Source organism: Roseomonas populi (genome assembly GCF_024594815.1).
Taxonomy (GTDB): domain Bacteria; phylum Pseudomonadota; class Alphaproteobacteria; order Acetobacterales; family Acetobacteraceae; genus Roseomonas; species Roseomonas populi.
The window spans coordinates 1-17,018 of sequence record NZ_JANJOU010000035.1; the positions used below are offsets into that span (position 1 = coordinate 1).

General features: G+C 70.9%; 16 protein-coding genes. 3 read left to right on the plus strand and 13 right to left on the minus strand.

Features of this window, described 5'->3' with window-relative positions:
* The first annotated feature begins 201 nt into the window (after positions 1 to 201).
* Positions 202 to 993, plus strand: a complete 792-nt coding sequence (mazG, locus tag NRP21_RS25770; RefSeq protein WP_257719112.1) for a nucleoside triphosphate pyrophosphohydrolase — start codon at positions 202 to 204, stop codon at positions 991 to 993.
* On the opposite strand, the gene NRP21_RS25775 is transcribed toward mazG, so the two are convergent.
* From NRP21_RS25775 to dusB, 10 genes are all read right to left on the minus strand, one after another.
* A complete protein-coding gene (locus tag NRP21_RS25775) occupies positions 990 to 1,826 on the minus strand; it encodes an inositol monophosphatase family protein (protein WP_257719113.1) in 837 nt (278 codons plus the stop codon). The two genes, mazG and NRP21_RS25775, sit on opposite strands and share 4 nt — an antisense overlap.
* Positions 1,823 to 3,184, minus strand: a complete 1,362-nt coding sequence (hflX, locus tag NRP21_RS25780; protein WP_408639668.1) for a GTPase HflX — start codon at positions 3,182 to 3,184, stop codon at positions 1,823 to 1,825. Before hflX ends, NRP21_RS25775 begins: the two co-directional genes overlap by 4 nt.
* Entirely contained in the window at positions 3,165 to 3,509 is a 345-nt protein-coding gene (gene hfq, locus NRP21_RS25785; protein WP_257719115.1) for an RNA chaperone Hfq, read from the minus strand. The genes hflX and hfq overlap by 20 nt, the downstream gene beginning before the upstream one ends.
* A gap of 144 nt (positions 3,510 to 3,653) precedes the next feature.
* A complete protein-coding gene (locus NRP21_RS25790; RefSeq protein WP_257719116.1) occupies positions 3,654 to 4,331 on the minus strand; it encodes an HAD family hydrolase in 678 nt (225 codons plus the stop codon).
* A complete protein-coding gene (locus NRP21_RS25795; RefSeq protein ID WP_257719117.1) occupies positions 4,328 to 5,203 on the minus strand; it encodes a D-amino-acid transaminase in 876 nt (291 codons plus the stop codon). Before NRP21_RS25795 ends, NRP21_RS25790 begins: the two co-directional genes overlap by 4 nt.
* Positions 5,204 to 5,283: 80 nt before the next feature.
* Positions 5,284 to 6,681: a nitrogen assimilation response regulator NtrX gene (ntrX, locus tag NRP21_RS25800; RefSeq protein WP_257719118.1), complete on the minus strand. Its 1,398-nt coding sequence runs from the start codon at positions 6,679 to 6,681 to the stop codon at positions 5,284 to 5,286.
* Positions 6,671 to 8,878 carry a sensor histidine kinase NtrY-like gene (locus NRP21_RS25805; RefSeq protein WP_257719163.1) on the minus strand — a complete coding sequence of 736 codons (2,208 nt, stop codon included), beginning with the start codon at positions 8,876 to 8,878 and terminating at the stop codon, positions 6,671 to 6,673. The genes ntrX and NRP21_RS25805 overlap by 11 nt, the downstream gene beginning before the upstream one ends.
* 79 nt (positions 8,879 to 8,957) lie before the next feature.
* The gene (gene ntrC / locus NRP21_RS25810; RefSeq protein WP_257719119.1) at positions 8,958 to 10,403 is read right to left on the minus strand and encodes a nitrogen regulation protein NR(I); all 1,446 of its coding nucleotides are present in this window, start codon (positions 10,401 to 10,403) and stop codon (positions 8,958 to 8,960) included.
* Between the two features lie 21 nt (positions 10,404 to 10,424).
* Entirely contained in the window at positions 10,425 to 11,564 is a 1,140-nt protein-coding gene (locus NRP21_RS25815; protein WP_257719120.1) for a two-component system sensor histidine kinase NtrB, read from the minus strand.
* A gap of 11 nt (positions 11,565 to 11,575) precedes the next feature.
* Positions 11,576 to 12,685 (minus strand): tRNA dihydrouridine synthase DusB, encoded by a 1,110-nt coding sequence (gene dusB, locus NRP21_RS25820; protein WP_257719121.1) that lies wholly within the window; start codon positions 12,683 to 12,685, stop codon positions 11,576 to 11,578.
* Positions 12,686 to 12,840: 155 nt separating this feature from the next.
* On the opposite strand from dusB, the gene NRP21_RS25825 reads away from it, so the two are divergent.
* On the plus strand, positions 12,841 to 13,986 hold the full coding sequence (locus NRP21_RS25825) for a bifunctional 2-C-methyl-D-erythritol 4-phosphate cytidylyltransferase/2-C-methyl-D-erythritol 2,4-cyclodiphosphate synthase (protein WP_257719122.1): 1,146 nt from the start codon (positions 12,841 to 12,843) through the stop codon (positions 13,984 to 13,986).
* Here NRP21_RS25825 and cutA read toward each other — a convergent pair.
* Together cutA and NRP21_RS25835 are read right to left on the minus strand one after the other, a co-directional pair.
* Positions 13,983 to 14,309: a divalent-cation tolerance protein CutA gene (gene cutA / locus NRP21_RS25830; protein ID WP_257719123.1), complete on the minus strand. Its 327-nt coding sequence runs from the start codon at positions 14,307 to 14,309 to the stop codon at positions 13,983 to 13,985. The two genes, NRP21_RS25825 and cutA, sit on opposite strands and share 4 nt — an antisense overlap.
* 7 nt (positions 14,310 to 14,316) lie before the next feature.
* Positions 14,317 to 15,453: an acetoin utilization protein AcuC gene (locus tag NRP21_RS25835; RefSeq protein WP_257719124.1), complete on the minus strand. Its 1,137-nt coding sequence runs from the start codon at positions 15,451 to 15,453 to the stop codon at positions 14,317 to 14,319.
* A 62-nt stretch (positions 15,454 to 15,515) separates the two neighbouring features.
* Here NRP21_RS25835 and NRP21_RS25840 point away from each other — a divergent pair, with 62 nt between their 5' ends.
* Positions 15,516 to 15,770, plus strand: a complete 255-nt coding sequence (locus NRP21_RS25840; RefSeq protein WP_257719125.1) for a DUF2171 domain-containing protein — start codon at positions 15,516 to 15,518, stop codon at positions 15,768 to 15,770.
* A gap of 5 nt (positions 15,771 to 15,775) precedes the next feature.
* Here NRP21_RS25840 and NRP21_RS25845 read toward each other — a convergent pair whose 3' ends face one another.
* Entirely contained in the window at positions 15,776 to 16,963 is a 1,188-nt protein-coding gene (locus NRP21_RS25845) for an acetyl-CoA acetyltransferase (RefSeq protein WP_257719126.1), read from the minus strand.
* Between the last annotated feature and the right edge of the window lie 55 nt (positions 16,964 to 17,018).

The window sequence follows — 17,018 nt, forward strand, 5'->3', positions numbered from 1 at the left end:
TACCACCGTCTCTCAGGGTGAAGAGCAACAGCGAGAAGAACGGGTACCAGAAGACCGGACGGAAAAGAGGTCGGCCAGCGGGATCGTCCTACAGGCGGGCTGAGCCAACGGCCCGCGCCACCACATCGTCCCGCTGAAGACGTTTCTGCTTTGCCAGGAGAGCTGACACTTCATCTTGGTTGCAACAATGGGGATCTCGGCATGAGCGTCGCTGCGAAGGAGCTAGAGCAGTTACTCGAGATCATGGTGCGCCTTCGCGCACCGGACGGCTGCCCCTGGGACCGGGTACAGGACTTCGCGTCGATTGCGCCCTACACCGTTGAGGAAGGCTATGAGGTGGCTGAGGCCATCGGCCGGGGTGATCGGGCAGCGCTGAAGGACGAATTGGGCGACCTACTGTTCCAGGTGGTCTATCACGCGCAGATGGCCGAGGAGGAAGGCCGCTTCGGCTTCGCCGATGTGGCAAAATCAATAAAAGACAAGATGATACGCCGGCATCCTCATGTTTTCGGAGAGGAAGCTGCCCGGGATGCGGAGGCCCAGACCGAGGCCTGGGAGGTGCAGAAGGCGGCCGAGCGCGCGGCTCGGGCCGAAACGGGCACGCTGGCCGGGGTGGCGGTGAACCTCCCTGCCCTCACCCGCGCGCTGAAGCTGACGCGCCGGGCGGCACGGGTAGGATTCGATTGGCTGGACGCCCAGGCAGTGCTGGAGAAGCTGGACGAGGAGGCCGGCGAGTTGCGGGCGGAACTGGCCGGGGCCGATCCGGCGCGGCTGGCGGACGAGGTGGGCGACCTGCTCTTCGTGGTGGCCAACTTGGCCCGCAAGTTGGACCTTGACCCGGAGACCTGCCTGCGCGGGGCGAATGCGAAGTTCGAGCGGCGCTTCGGCGCAGTGGAAGCCGGGCTCGCGGCGGAAGGCCGTGGGCCGGCCGATGCTTCCCTGGAGGAGATGGAGGCGCTCTGGGGAGCGGCGAAGCGGGCCGAGCGGGGCTAGTCGCCCAGCAGGACCGCCCTCGCCTCCTCCCAGCTCGCGCGGTCCGGGGTGCAGATCAGGCCGCCGGCGCGATCCGTCGCCGGGACGTAGGGAGTGCCGTCGAAATGGGCGGCGTAGCCTCCGGTTTCCCGGTGGATCAGCCAACCGGGCGCGTGGTCCCAGGGCATGAGCCGGTTGTAGAGCGAGAGATGGATGTGGCCGGTCGCCAGTAACCGATACTCGTGGGCGGCGCAGCCGAGCTGCCAGGTCTTGGCGAGTCGGGGCAGACGGGCGGCGACATGGCTCTTCAGCGGCTCCTGCAGGTAGCCATAGGAGACGCAGCCAGTCATCCGACTCACGGGCACGGCAGACGCCACGCGCAGGGCAGGGCCGCGGCACCCGTCCTCGCCGGTGAGCCAGGCCCCCTCGCCCTCTGCCGCGGTCAGCGTGTCCGCTCCGACCGGATCATGGACCCAGGCGGCGACCACGCGGCCCTCGACGAAGGCGGCCGCCATGCAGCCGAAGATTGCCATCCCCGCGGCGAAGTTGGCGGTGCCGTCCACCGGATCCACGACGAAGGCGAGTGGCGCGTCGGACAAGCGTGAGGACAGGGCGGGGTCTGCGGTGCAGGCCTCTTCCCCCACCACGAGGCAGCCGGGAAAGCGCTCCGCCAGGGCGGCGGTGATGACGCGCTCGGCGCCCTCGTCGGCGTCCGTCACCATGTCCAGCGGCCCGGACTTGGTGCGGATGTCGGCGGCAGCAAGGCGGCGATAGCGCGGCAGAATCTCGGCCCGGGATGCGGCGCGGAGAATTCCGTCCACCTCCGCCAGGGCGGCGGCATCGAAGTGAGTCACTTGGCGCGCTGTCCTGTTTCCTGGCCCGATCCATGCCCGGACATGCCGGCGAAGCGGTCGCGGTTGGCGGGGGAGAGGCGGACGGAGAGGCGGATGCCGTCCTCCGCATCCTCCCGCTCGACCACCTCGCCGTGCTCGTACAGCCATGCCAGGCCGGCGCCGTCTTCCGGGGCCAGGGTGAAGTGCTCCGTGACCATGCCCGCGGCGAGGCGCTCGTCCAGCAGCAGGCGCAGAGTCTCCAGTCCCTCGCCCGTGAGGGCGGAGACGGCAACGGTGCCCGGCAGAGGCGGGGGCGGCTCCTCCAGCAGGTCGGTCTTGTTCAGCACCTCGATCACCCGGCCTTCCCAGGCCTCGTCGAGCGCGGCGTCGGGGCCGGAGGCGAGGTCGTTCAGCACCTCCAGCACGTCGGCGCGCTGGGCGGCGCTGTCGGGGTGCGCCACGTCGCGGACGTGCAGGATGATGTCGGCGGCCGCCACCTCCTCCAGCGTGGCGCGGAAGGCCTCCACGAGCTGGGTCGGCAGTTCGGAGATGAAGCCCACCGTGTCCGAGAGGATGACGGTGCGGCCCGACGGCAGGCGAATCGCCCGCATGGTCGGGTCCAGGGTCGCGAAGAGCTGGTCCTGGGCGTAGACGCCGGCGCCGGTCAGGGCGTTGAACAGGGTGGACTTGCCGGCGTTGGTGTAGCCGACCAGCGCCACGACGGGGTACGGCACCTTTGTGCGGGCCTTGCGGTGCAGGCCGCGGGTGCGGCGCACCTGCTCCAGCTCCTTCTTCAGCTTCACGATCCGCTCGTCGATCAAGCGGCGGTCGATCTCGATCTGCGACTCACCGGGGCCGCCGAGGAAGCCGAAGCCGCCGCGCTGCCGCTCCAGGTGGGTCCAGGAGCGGACGAGACGGGTGCGCTGGTAGGAAAGGTGGGCGAGCTCGACCTGCAGCGAGCCCTCCTTCGTGCGGGCGCGCTCCCCGAAGATCTCGAGAATGAGGCCGGTGCGGTCGATGACCTTGCAGCCCCAGGCGCGCTCCAGGTTGCGCTGCTGCACGGGGCTCAGGGCGGCGTCCACGACGGCCACTTGCACCCCCCGCTCGGCCATGGCGGCGCGGGCAGCCTCGACCTGGCCCTCGCCCAGCAGGGTGCTGGGGCGGCGGGCCCGGAGGGGGAATATCGCGGTGTGGACGATGGCGACGCCGATGGAGGCGGTCAGCCCGACCGCCTCGCCCAGGCGGGCATCGGCGGCACGGGTGGCGCCCCGGCCATCGGTGATCCCCCGCTCCACAAGGCTCGGGGGTCGTTCCCAGGGCAGGATGACGGCGGCAGGAGTTGGTCCCCCTGCCCCCGGTTCAGTCGTGGCTTCCGACAGGGCTTGGCTCGCGAGGTGTGAGGGTCATGGTGGTCTCTCGGATGGGCTGGCCAGCCTGGGTGGGCTGCGGGGCAGCTGCCCCGGCGCCGGCGGATGCGGCATCGAAGAGCATGATGGGTGCGCCCGGCATCACGGTGCTGATCGCGTGCTTGTAGACGAGCTGGGTGTGCCCGTCGCGGCGCAGCAGCACCGAGAAGTTGTCGAACCAGGTGATGATGCCCTGCAGCTTCACGCCGTTCACCAGGAAAACGGTGACGGGAGTTTTGCTCTTGCGAACATGGTTCAGGAACACGTCCTGCACGTTCTGGGACTTCTCGGCAGCCATTGGCTGATGTCCTTCTTCTTTGAAGTCGCCCGGCCCCCTTCGATGGGGGGCCGTGGCCTCACGGGCGCGGCTTTTGTTCGCGGGCCGGCCTGCGCCTGCCCGCCCCGCCGGGGCGCGCGTCCTCGCCCCTGGGGAGGGCCAAACTCACCCGGCCGTGGGCAGCTTGTCCAGCGCGGATAAAGCATCCGTCATCTGCGCGGGCGTGATGAAGTGCAACGCGGGGCTGGCCTGCGCCGGGCCGCCATCATGCGCTGCATCGCCCAGCAGCACGGGCACGCAGCCGGCACGGCGGGCGGCATCCATGTCCAGGGCGTTGTCGCCGACGTACCATACCGCCGCGCCGGGCGAGACGCCGCAGGCGGCGCAGGCCACGCGCATGGGCATGGGATCCGGCTTGTCGGCCGCGCAGTCTCCGGCACCGACCAGGGCGCGGAACAGGGGTGTCCAGCCAAGATGGTCGGCCTCGGCGCGCAGGAGGGAGCCGCCCTTGTTGGAGAGGACGGCCATTGGGGCGAACCGAGCGGCCCGGCGCAGCGCGAGTTCCACGCCGGGCATGGGGCGCAGCACCTCCAGGTGGGTGGCGCGGACAGCGGCGTAGAAAACGTCCCGCGCGTGCTCCCAGCGGTCCCCGAAAATGGCGGGGAAGCTGTCGCGCAGGGACTTCCGCACGCGCCCCTTCACCTCCTCCAGCGTCCATTCCGGCAGGCCGGCGTCGCGGAAGGCGGCGTTGAGGCCGGCGCGGATGGCGGGCCAGCCGTCGGCGAGGGTGTTGTCCCAGTCCCAGACGATAGCGGCCGGCCTGAGCAAGGTAGGGCCGCTCATGCGGCGTTGCGCGGCGCGCCCTTCGCGTGGCGGGCGAAGATGTCGAAGAGGCGGCGGGAGACCGGGCCGGGCTTGCCATCGCCCACCGGCTTCCCGTCGATGGAGAGGACGGGCTTCACGAAGGAGCCGGCGGAGGTGATGAAGGCCTCCCTCGCGCGGGACAGCTCGTCGAGCGAGACGGAGCGTTCCTCCGCGCGCAGGCCGTTCTCCGCCATCTCGGCCAGGAGGGCGGCGCGGGTGCAGCCCGGCAGGATCTCGTGGCTCAGGGGCGGGATGCGGATCACGCCGTTCTCGTCCACGGCCCAGAAGCTCGTTGCCGCGCCCTCGGTCACCACCCGCGTGGCGGGGTCGTAGAGGATCGCCTCCCCTGCCCCGGCCTCCTTCGCCGCCTGGCGGGCCAGGACGTTGGGCAGGAGGTTCACGCTCTTGATGTCGCGCCGGGCCCAGCGGTGGTCGGGGTGGGTGATGGCAGCGATGTTCCAGCCCTCGATCGTCTCGGGATAGGCCGGCGCGCGGCGGGCGGTGATCACGAGGCTGACCGGCGGTGCGACCTTCGGAAAGGCGTGGTCCCGCCGCGCGACGCCGCGGCCGACCTGCATGTAGACGAGGCCGTCCCCGGTGATCCGGTTCCGGCGCACCACCTCGCGCAGCACCAGCCGCAGCGTGGCCAGGGGCATGGGCATGGCAATGCGGATTTCGCGCAAGGACCGCTCCAGCCGGGCGAGGTGAAGGTCCTCGTCGAGGAAGCGGCCCGCGTGGATCTGCACCACCTCGTAGATGCCGTCGCCGAACTGGTAGCCGCGGTCCTCGATGTTCACGCAGGCGTCGCGCTGGGCGACATAGCACCCGTTCACGTAGGCGATGCGGGACACGGACTACCTTTCGAGCCGGGGAAACAGGGCTCCGTCCCTACTCCCCGCCGGGAGCCCTGGCCAGGGGCCAGGAGAGGGCGTCAGGCGTTCGCCCGGTCCTCCGCCTGCACGCCCAGGAACTTCAGCTTCCGGTGCAGGGCCGAGCGCTCCATCCCCACGAAGTTCGCCGTGCGGCTGATGTTGCCGCCGAAGCGCAGGAGCTGGGCCTCCAGGTACTGCCGCTCGAACAGCTCGCGCGCGTCGCGGAGCGGCAGGGTCATGATCTCGCTGGACCGGTCCAGCTTCAGCATGGCGGGGGCGGAGGAGCCGACCTCCGGGGGCAGCATCTCCGGCCGGATCGGGTCGGCGGGGCCGCCCGGGGCCATGATGAGCAGCCAATCCACGAGGTTGCGGAGCTGGCGCACGTTGCCCGGCCAGTCATAGGCCTGCATCGCCGCCATCGCGTCCTCGCTGATCTCGCGCGCGGGCACTCCGGAATTCTCGGCCGACCGGGCCATGAAATGGCGCGCAAGGGAGGGCACGTCCTCGCGCCGCTCCCGCAGCGCGGGCATGCGGATGGGGACCACGGCGAGGCGGTAGTACAGGTCCTCGCGGAAGCGGCCGCCGGCGATCTCGGCAGAGAGGTCGCGGTTGGTGGTGGCGGTGACGCGCACGTCCACCTTCACCCGGGTCGCGCCACCGATACGTTCGAAGCCCTGCTCCTGCAGGGCGCGGACGATCTTGCCCTGGGTCTCCAGCGGCATGTCCGCCACCTCGTCCAGCAGCAGCGTGCCCCCATGGGCGCGCTCCAGCACGCCCTGCCGGCGGGGCTGGGCGACGGGATCGGCCCCGCCCTCCACCCCGAACAGCTCCTCCTCGAAGCGGGCGGGGTTCAGGGTGGCGCAGTTGAGGGCAACGAAGGGTTCGTCGGCGCGGCGGGACCGGGCATGGATCATCCGCGCCGCCACTTCCTTACCCGAGCCGGCAGGACCGGTGATCAGCACGCGCGAGCCGGTGGGCGCCACCTTCTCGATCGCGCTGCGGATGCCCGCGATGAGGGAGGAGGTGCCGACCAGCTCGGTCTCCGAGCCGCTGCGGAGCTTCAGCTCGCTGTTCTCCCGCTTGAGGCGGGCCGCCTCAAGCGCGCGGGCGACGATCAGCAGCAGCCGGTCCGACTTGAAAGGCTTCTCGATGAAGTCGTAGGCGCCCTGCTGGATGGCCTGCACGGCCGTCTCGATCGTGCCGTGGCCGGAGATCATGACAACGGGCACGCGCGGCTCCTCGCGGTGCAGCGCCTCCAGGATGCCCAGGCCGTCCAGCCGGGAGTTCTGCAGCCAGATGTCGAGGATGACCATGCTCGGGCGCTTCTGCCGGAACGCGGCCAGGGCCTGGTCGCTGTTCGCGGCCTGGCGCACCTCGTAGCCCTCATCGGCCAGCACGCCGTCGATCAGGGCGCGGATGTCCGGCTCGTCGTCAACGATGAGGATGTCATGCGCCATGGCGCAGCATCTCCGTTCCCTGTTCCTGCATACCCTGGGGCAATCCGTCCCGCTCCGCCGTTTCTCTCGGGGGCGCCTCGTCCAGGGGCAGAGTGAGGGTGGCCCGGGCTCCCCCATCCGTCCCGTCCGCGAGCGCCAGCCCGCCGCCATGGTCCTCCATGATCTTCTTCACGATGGCAAGCCCAAGGCCGGTGCCCTTGGCCTTGTGAGTCACATACGGTTCCGTGAGCCGCTCCCTCTCGCCATCCCCGGGCAGGCCGATGCCGTTGTCCTCCACGGAGACGTGAAGCCAGCCCGGGACGGCGACCAGATCCACCGTCACGCGGCCGCCCACCTCGCCCTCCGGCCGCATGGCGATCGCGTCGGCGGCGTTCTGGAGCAAGTTGGTCAGCGCCTGGTTCATCAGGCGGCGGTCGCAGCGGACGGAAAGGGGCTCGTCCGGCGCGTTCAGGGCGTAGGTGATGGCGGGATGGGCGTCCCGCTGCAGGACCAGCGCCTCCCGGACCAGCTGGCAGGGGTTCTCCGGGCGGATCACGGGCTGGGGCATCCGGGCGAAGGCCGAGAACTCGTCCACCATGCGGCCGATGTCGCCGACCTGGCGCACGATCGTGTCCGTGCAGGCGCGGAAGGTATCGGGGTCGTCGCTGATCTGCTTGAGGTAGCGCCGCTTCAGCCGCTCCGCCGAGAGCTGGATAGGGGTGAGCGGGTTCTTGATCTCGTGCGCGATGCGGCGCGCCACGTCCGCCCAGGCGGCCATGCGCTGGGCGGAGAGAAGGGCGGTGATGTCATCGAAGGTCAGGACGTAGCCGGACAGGCCGCCTGCATCGAACTCCGCGCCGATCCGGGCCAGCAGGGTGCGGCGGCCGGAAGGGCCCATGATCGGGATCTCCTCCGTCCGCGGCTTCTCCGGCATGGCCGCGGCGGCAGCGAGGATGCCGCGGAACTCCGGCGCCACTTCGGACAGGGGCTGGCCGACGGCGGCTTCCAGGTCCTGGCCCAGCAGCTCGCTGGCCGGGCGGTTCGGCAGGTTGATGCGGCCCGCCGCGTCCAGGCCGATCACGCCCGCCGAGACGCCGGCCAGCACGCTCTCGGTGAAGCGGCGGCGGTCGTCCAGCTGGCGATAGGCCTCCAGCAGCTCGCTGCGCTGGGCGGCCAGCTGGTTCGTCATGCGGTTGAAGGCGCGGGAGAGGGAGCCGACCTCGTCGTCCGGCCGCCCCTCCTCCACCCGGACGGAGAGGTCGCCTCCCCTCACCCGCTCCGCCGCGTTGATGAGGCGGGAGATGGGCCGGGCGATCTGGTTCGCCATGACGAGCCCGATCAGGACGGCTGCCAGCAGCACCAGCAGGGTGGCGATCGCGAAGATCATCACGAAGGTGATCTGCAGGCCGGAGCGATTGCGATCGAGCTGGTCGTATTCCTGGAAGGCCAGCTCGGTGCGCTGCATGTGCTCGATGATCGAGGGATCGAGCGGGCGGCCGATGATGAGCATCAGCCCCGGCTCGATATCGAGCGCGACGAGGCCGCGGACGCGCCCCTCCTCCCCCTCCGGCTGGAGCACGGCGACATCGCCCTGGCGGGCGATCTCCATCGCCCAGGCCGGAGGCGGCTCCACCACCAGGGTGCTACCGAGGCCGGCATTGGCGATGACCCGGCCGAGAACCGGCTCGAAGACCGAGGCTTCGGTCAGCCCGCGCAGCGCGGTGTGGGTGGCGAGGACCCGGCTGAACCCGACCGTGTTGTCCGGCAGAAGGGGCGCGGCGCGGTTCAGGTCGGCGGCCATGGCCAGGGCGTCGGCGCGGATGGTGTTCCGGTTCTCGTCCAAGTAGGCGCGGGACGCGACGAGGCTCGCCTCCAGCGTGTCCCGCACCTTGTCCGAGAACCAGGCCTGGATGCCGAGCTGGAAGAAGACGGTGGCGAAGACCGCCACCAGCATGGCCGGCACGACGGCGACCCCGCCGAGGAGGAGGACGAGGCGGACATGCAGGCGCGACCCCGCACTGCCCCGCCGCCGCTCAACCCAGACGCGGACGAGGCGGCCGGCGAGGCTGGCCGCCAGGAGCAGCACGAAGCCGGCATTGACGAGGACGAGGCCGGCGGTCTGGCCCGGGGTGATGTCGCCGAAGGGGCTGCCACCGGCCAGGACGGCGAAGGAGGCGATGCCGACAGCCAGCGCGCCGATGGCCAGGGCGAGCGTCATCCCCCGGCCGAGGAGCAGGTCCGCCAGCCGGCGGGGAAGGCTCTTCGACGGGCGCGGATCCCTTCTCACGGGTGCGGCATCACGAGAGGCCGCGCACCACGGGCAGCTCCAGCTCCCGGATCTTCTTGCGCAGCGTATTGCGGTTCAGGCCGAGCATGGCGGCGGCCTTGATCTGGTTACCCCGGGTATTGGCCAGGGCCAGGCGCAGCAGCGGGCGCTCCACCTCCGCCAGCACCCGCTCGTAGAGGTCGCGCACGGGCATGCCGTCGCGATGGGCGCTCATGAAGGTCGCGAGGTGACGTTCCACCGCCTGCTCCAGCGTCTCGGGCGTGGAGGGGGCGGCGGGGGTGCCGGGGGCGGGCTCGGCCTCGGACAGCTCGGCCGCCACCGCATCCTCGCCGATCACCTCCTGCGGGTAGAGGGCAGCGAGGCGCCGCATCAGGTTCTCCAGCTCCCGCGCGTTGCCGGGCCAGGGATGGGCCTTAAGCCGCTCCACCGCGTCGTTGTCCAGCGATTTGGCGGGCAGGCCGGCCGCCTTCGCGCGGTCCAGGAAGTGGCGGGCGAGCAGGGGAATGTCCTCCGCGCGCTCCCGCAGGGGCGGCAGGCGGATGGGGACGACGTTCAGGCGGTAGAACAGGTCCTCGCGGAACACGCCGGCGCGGATGGCCTGTCGCAGGTCACGGTGGGTAGCGGCGACGATGCGGACATTCGCCTTGATCGGGGTCCGGCCGCCGACGGTGGTGAACTCGCCCTCCTGCAGCACGCGCAACAGGCGGGTCTGCGCCTCCGGCGGCATGTCACCGATCTCGTCGAGGAAAAGGGTGCCGCCAGCCGCCTGCTCGAAGCGCCCAACCCCGCGGGCCATGGCGCCGGTGAAGGCGCCGCGCTCATGCCCGAACAGCTCCGCCTCGATCAGGTCGCGCGGGATGGCCGCCATGTTCACGGCGACGAAGCTGCCGGAACGGCGGCGGGAATAGTCGTGCAGGGCGCGGGCGACGAGCTCCTTCCCCGTGCCGCTCTCGCCCGTGATCATCACCGTCAGGTCGGTCGTCGTGAGTCGGGCAACGGTGCGGTAGATCTCCTGCATGGCGGCGGAGCGGCCGACGAGGGGCAGGCGCTCCTCCTCCGCGCCCTCCTCCTCCTGCTCGGGCGCGGCAGCCGGCGCGGCCAGGGCGCGCTGGACGAGGGAGATCAGGTCCTTCAGGTCGAAGGGCTTGGGCAGGTAGTCGAAGGCGCCGCGCTGGGCGGCCTTCAGCGCGGTGGCGAAGGTGGACTGCGCGCTCATCACCACCACGCGCAGCTCCGGGCGCACGCGGCGGATGCGGGGCACCAGGTCCAGCCCGTTCTCGTCCGGCATCACCACGTCAGTGATGACGAGGTCGCCCTCCCCGTCCTCCACCCAGCGCCAGAGCGTGGCGGCGGAGGAGGTGGCGCGCACGTTGTAGCCGGCCCGGCCGAGGGCCTGGGCAAGAACGGTGCGGATGGCGCGGTCGTCATCCGCGATAAGGATGGTGCGTTCGGTCATTCTTCTTCTTGGGAAGAGGGGTCAGGCAGTCTGGCGGGCCCGGGCGCGGCCCTGGGGCTGAGGGGCGCTGGCGGGCGGCTTGGCGAGGGAGAGGCGGAAGACGGTGCGGCCGGGGCGGCTCTCGCACTCGATCAGCCCGCCATGGTCGGCCACCAGCTTGGCGACGAGCGCGAGGCCGAGCCCCTGCCCGCCCCTCTTGGTCGTGATGAAGGGATCGAAGAGGCTGGCGCGCACCTCCTCGTCGATCCCCGGGCCGTTGTCGCGCACCGTCACCTCCAGCGGCAGGTGCACCCGCTCCCGCGAGCCGGGAATGGCGAGGCGCACCCCGTGGCGGTAGGCGGTGGTGAGCACGATCTCGCCCTCGCGCGGGTCCACCGCCTCGGCGGCGTTCTTCACGAGGTTCAGCAGCACCTGCACGAGCTGGTCCCGGTTGCCCCAGACGGGCGGGAGGGAGGGGTCGTACTCCTGCAGGATACGGAGGTGCGCGGCGAAGCCCGTGCCGGCGATGCGGCGGACATGGTCCAGCACCTCGTGGATGTTCACCGCCTCCCGCTCCAGCGGGCGCTCGGAGAACATGTCCATGCGCTCCACCAGGTCGCGGATGCGGTCCGCCTCGTCCTGGATGAGGACGCAGAGCTCCCGGTCATCCTCGGAGGCCGCCTGTTCCAGCAGTTGGGCGGCGCCGCGAATGCCGGAGAGCGGGTTCTTCACCTCGTGCGCCAGCATCGCGGCCATGGCGCTGGCGCCCCGGGCGGCGCCGCGGAAGTTCATTTGCCGGTCCAGCTTCTGGGCGGTGGAGCCGTCCTGCAGCGTCAGCACCACCGCGCCCGGCATCTCCGGCAGTGGCGCGCCGTGGGCAGCCACGCCCTCCCGGTGGATGCGGGGGGAATGGAGGATCAGGTCGTGGTCGGAAATCGGTGCGTCCGCGGCGCGAACCTGCCGGACCAGGGCCGGGAGCCGGGAATCCTCCGGCAGCAGGTCCGTCAGGTGCATCTGGGCGAGGCTTGCCGTGGAGAGGCCAAGGAAGAGCTCCGCCGCCGGGTTGGCGAAGCGGAAGCGCTCCCGCTCGTCCAGCAGCACCACGGGCACTGGCAGGGCGGAGAGGAGCTGCGCGGTGCCGGGAAGGTCGGTGGCCGCGAGGGAGTTCAAGCTGTCAGGCATGCCGCGCCTCCTCAGGCCGCCAGGGCGGCGTCTTGCCCGGCCTCGCGGCCAGCGTCCCGGAACATGTCGCGCACGCCCTCCACCCCGGCCTCGATCAGCGGGCGGTAGAAAGATTCGATCGCGGCCAGGGCGGCCTCTACCGTGTCGGCGGCATTGATGCGGACCCGGAACTCGGCGCTGCCGGGCAGGCCGCGCGAGTACCAGGCGATGTGCTTGCGGGCGAGCCGCAGGCCGGGATCCGTGCCGTGGTGCTGGAGCATCGCGGCGTAGTGCTCCATCAGCATGGCGTGCTGGGCTTCCAGCGAGGGCAGCTCCGGCATGCTGCCGGTCGCCAGGTACTCCGCGACCATGCCCGCCAACCATGGGCGGCCATAGGCGCCGCGGCCGATCATCACGCCGTCGGCGCCGGACTGGCGCAGCGCCTCCTCGGCGTCCTGCGGGCCAAGGATGTCGCCGTTGACGATTACGGGGATGGAGACGGCGGCCTTCACCTTCGCCACGAAGGCCCAGTCCGCCGTGCCGGTGTAGAGCATCTGCCGGGTGCGGCCATGCACCGTGACCATCCGGATCCCACATTCCTGCGCGATGCGGGCGAGGTTCGGGGCGTTGAGGCTGCTGTGGTCCCAGCCCATCCGCATCTTCAGCGTGACGGGAACGCGCACGGCCTTCACCGTCGCCTCCAGGATCCGGGCGGCCTTCACCTCGTCCCGCATCAGGGCGCTGCCGGCCTGCTGGCCGATCGCCACCTTCTTCACGGGGCAGCCGAAGTTGATGTCCACCAGCGCGGCGCCGTGGTCCACGGCGAGGCGCGCGGCCTCGGCCATCACCTCCGGCTCGCAGCCGGCAAGCTGCACGCTGGCGGGGCCGCCGAAGCCGTCCACCTCCGCCATCTTCAGGGTCTGGCGGTTCTCCCGCACCATCGCCTGGCTGGCGATCATCTCGCTGACCACCATGGGCGTGCCATGGCGCCGCGAGAGCTGGCGGAAGGGCAGGTCCGTCACACCCGACATGGGGGCGAGGATGACCGGACGCTCGATCCGGACATCCCCTAGGACGATCGGGCGCAGCTGCGGGCTGCCGCTGGTATGGGCAACCTCTCCAATGCGTGATGTTGTCGGCATGGGCATCTGCCTATCAACCGGGCAGGCGCCCGGTCAAGCACCATCGCATGATGGTCCTGATGCAGTGCGGGAAATGATGGTCCAGCGATTTCCCCGGGCGCTCCGCCGCACTAGTTTCCGCGGCCATGATGGGGGCCAAGGTGGGAATTCACGGGATGCGGGTTGCGGCGCTGCTGATGGCCGCCGGGCGGGGCGAGCGGCTGGGGGCCACGGATTCCAAGCAGTTCCTGCCGCTGCTGGGCCGGCCCGTGCTGCGCCACGCCGCGGAGGCGCTGCTGCGGGACGGGGCGGTGGATGTAATCCAGCCTGTCTGCGCCGAGGCCGAGCGCGGCCGGGTGGATTCGATCCTGGCCGGGCTGCCCGCCAGGCCCGCCGTGGCGGGCGGCGCCACGCGGCAGGCGAGCGTGCACGCCGGGCTTGAGGCGTTGGCGGAAGAGGCACCAGGGCTGGTGCTGGTGCACGACGCCGCCCGGCCCGTGGTGCCGGCGGGAACAGTGGCCGCCGTGGTGGCGGCCCTGGCCGAGGCCGAAGGCGCCATTCCCGCCCAGCCCGTGGCCGACACGTTGAAGCTGGCGGAGGGCGGCGCCATCGCTCGCACCGTGCCGAGGGAGGGGTTGCACCGGGCGCAGACGCCGCAGGGCTTTCGCTTCCCCCTTCTTCTCGCGCTCCACCGCGCGGCGCCGGAAGGGGCCACCGACGACGCATCCCTGCTGGAGGCGGCGGGACACGCCGTCCGCCTCGTTCCCGGATCGGAGGACAATGTGAAGATTACCTATCCCGGTGACCTGGAGCGGGTTGAGGCGGCGATGCTGCCGCGCTTCCTGCCGCGGGTCGGCACCGGCTTCGACGTCCACCGGCTGGTGGAAGGTCGCAAGCTCTTCCTCTGCGGGGTGGAGGTGCCCCACAGCATGGGGCTGGACGGGCATTCCGACGCCGATGTGGGGCTGCACGCGCTCTGCGATGCCATCTACGGCGCGCTGGCGGAGGGCGACATCGGCCGGCACTTTCCGCCGAGCCAGATGCAGTGGAAGGACGCGGACAGCACGCAGTTCCTGATCCACGCCGCCGGGCGGATAGCCGCCCGCGGCGGCGTGCTGGCGAATGCGGACGTGACCCTGATCTGCGAGCGTCCGAAGATCACCCCGCACGCGGCGGCGATGATCGCGAAGGTCGCGGAGCTGCTCGGGGTGCCGGAGGACCGGGTCTCCGTGAAGGCGACCACGACCGAGCGGCTGGGCTTCCCGGGCCGCGAAGAGGGGATCGCGGCGCAGGCAGCGGTGAGCATCCTGGTGCCGGCCTAGGAGACTTCCCCCTTCAGCCAGGAGAGGTAGTCCGCGTCGCCCTCCGAGATCGGGAGGGCGACGATGCAGGGCGTCGTGTAGGAGTGGAGCGCCCGAACCCGCGCCCGCAACGCCTCGAAGCGGGAACGGGTGGTCTTGGCGATGAAGGCGCCCTCCTCCGCCTCCTCGATCGCGCCTTCCCAGCGGTAAATCGAAGCGTGGCCAGGCAGGATGTTCACGCAGGCGGCCAGACGCTCGTCCACCAGGGCGCGGCCGATCCGCCGGGCCTCCGCGGCGTCGGCAGCGGTGACGTAGACGAAAAGCGGGAGCTCGGGGTCATCCATCGGGGCGTCATCCGGCAAGGGCGGGTTGGGGCATGCCTTCCAGCACCGCCTCGCAGGCCTGGACCACCTCCGCGCGCAGCGGGCCAGGGCGTTGGGCGTCGACGAGCGTGGTGAACCAGTGCTCCGGCGGGTTGCGCCCGGCGGCACGGTCCCACTCCAGCGCGCGCAGCACCGCCTCGGCCGCGGGCGGCAGGCGATCCGGCACGGGATAAGCGTTCAGCGCGCCCCAGACCGCAGCCCAACAGCGCGAGACGGTCCAGGGATTGTACCCGCCACCGCCCGTGACGATAAGCCGCGGCACCTCGGCCATCACGGCGCGCACGACCGCCAGATGGCTGTTGTTGGAGAGCGAGAGCCGGGCCAGCGGATCCTCCTCCAGCGCGTCGGCGCCGCACTGCAACATCACCGCCTGCGGGCGCAGGTGGCGGAGGATGGGGAGGATGGCGTGGTGCAGGACATGCGCCATCTCCGTGTCGTTGAAGCCCTGGGGAACGGGGATGTTGCGGGCGTGGCCGCCGGCCCGGTCCGTCAGCCGGCCCGTGAAGGGCCAGCGGCCGGCCTCGTGGACGGAGAGGGTGAAAACACGCGGGTCGTCGTGGAAGGCAAGCTCCACCCCGTCTCCGTGGTGAGCATCGATGTCGATGTAGAGAGTGTTGGTCAGGCCGAGATCGAGCCACTCCAACAGCCCGATGACGGGATCGTTGATGTAGCAGAAGCCCGAGGCGCGGTCCGGCATGGCGTGATGCGTACCGGCACCGGGAACGTGGACGATGCCGCCGCTCAGGGTGAGCCGCGCAGCGAGGATCGCGCCGCCCGCGCCGGTGGCGGGGCGGCGGAACACCTCCCTGTACACGGGGTTGCCGTGGGCGCCGAGATGGTGGCGCTCCCGCACCTCCGGCGGGACGGACCGCTCCTCCTCCGCCCGCTGCAGGGCAGCGACGTAGTCCGGCGTGTGGAAGCGGGCGAGCTGGGTCGGGGTGGCGCGGGGACTGTCGAGGTAGCGGCGCGGGTCCAGCCAGCCGAGGGCGCGGATCAGGTCCAGCGTCGCGGGCACACGCTGGATGGCCAGGGGGTGCTTCGGGCCATAAGTGGAGCCGCGATAGACCTCCGACCCGACGAGGAGCGGCAGGCGGCCGCCGCTCATTCGCGCATCCCCTGACCCGCGCCGCCGTTATGGGCCCGCACGGGAACGGATAGGAGGCCCCGATGGTCGATACGACGCTGATCCGCGAGCACATGCCGGTGGTGGACTGCCGGGGCCGCCATGTGGGCACGGTTGATGATCTGGATGCCGGACGCATCAAGCTGACCCGGAGCGGCAGCGCCGACGGCCAGCACCATTACATTCCGCTGGCCGAGATCTCCTCCATCGATGACGACAAGGTCACGTCGCAGCTCAGCCTCGAGGAGATCGAGGCGCTGTTCCGCGACGGGGAGCAGCGCGCGCATACCGAGGGCTGATTCGCTCAGCGCAGCCTCTCCAGAATGGACACGTAGTTCGCCACGGCGGCGCCGCCCATGTTGAAGACGCCGCCGAGCGTGGCCCCGGGGACCTGCATCGCCCCCGCCTCCCCCGCCAGCTGCATGGCGGAGAGGACGTGCATGGAGACGCCCGTGGCGCCGATCGGGTGGCCCTTCGACTTCAGGCCGCCGGAGGCGTTCACGGGAAGGCGGCCGTCCTTCTGCACCATGCCATCCAGCACCGCACGCGCCCCCTGCCCTTCCGGCACCAGCCCCATGGCCTCGTAGTCGATCAGCTCGGCGATGGTGAAGCAGTCGTGCACCTCGGCGAAGGAGAGGTCGGAGACGGCGATCCCGGCCGATTCATAGGCGCGGCGCCATGCCTCCCGCGCGCCCTCAAAGCGGGTGATGTCGCGGGCGGAAATCGGCATCAGGTCGTTCACCTGCACCGCCGCGCGGAAGCGGATCGCCTTGCCCAGGGTCGCCGCGGTTTCAGCGTCGGTCAGCACCATTGCCGCGGCACCGTCGGAGACGAGGCTGCAGTCCGTGCGCTTCAGTGGGCCGGCGACGACAGGGTTGCGGTCGCTCTCCCGGCGGCAGAAGTCGTAACCCAGGTCCTTGCGCATTTGAGCATAGGGGTTGTCCACCCCGTTGCGGTGGTTCTTCGCAGCGATGGCCGCCAGGGCATCGGACTGGTCGCCGTGGCGCTGGAAATAGGCCTCGGCAATACGGGCGAAGACGCCGGCGAAGCCTGCGGGGATGTCGCCCTCCTCCTGCCGGTACGCGCAGCCCAGCAGCACGTCCCCGACCTGTGCGCCGGGGATGGCCGTCATCTTCTCCACCCCGATCACCAGGGCGAAACGGCCGCGGCCGGCGGCCAGGAAGTCCCTCGCGCCGTGAATGGCGGCGGAACCGGTTGCGCAGGCGTTCTCCAGTCTCGTGGCCGGCTTGAAGCGCAGCTCCGGCAGCGATTGCATCACCAGCGACGAGGGGAAGTCCTGCTTCTGGAAGCCGCCATTGAAGTGGCCAACATAGATCGCATCCACCTCGACGGGGGCGATGCCCGCGTCCTCGATGGCGGCGCGGGCCACGCGCCCGATCAACGCCTCGGCGTCCGGCGCGTCCTCCAGCCGGCCGAAGGGCGTGTGTGCCCAGCCGACAATGCAGGTTCCGTTCTCGTCCATTCCGGCCATGGCGCCCGTCCTCCCTTTTCAGAGAAGAGGATAAGCACTCGACCCGGCCGGTTCC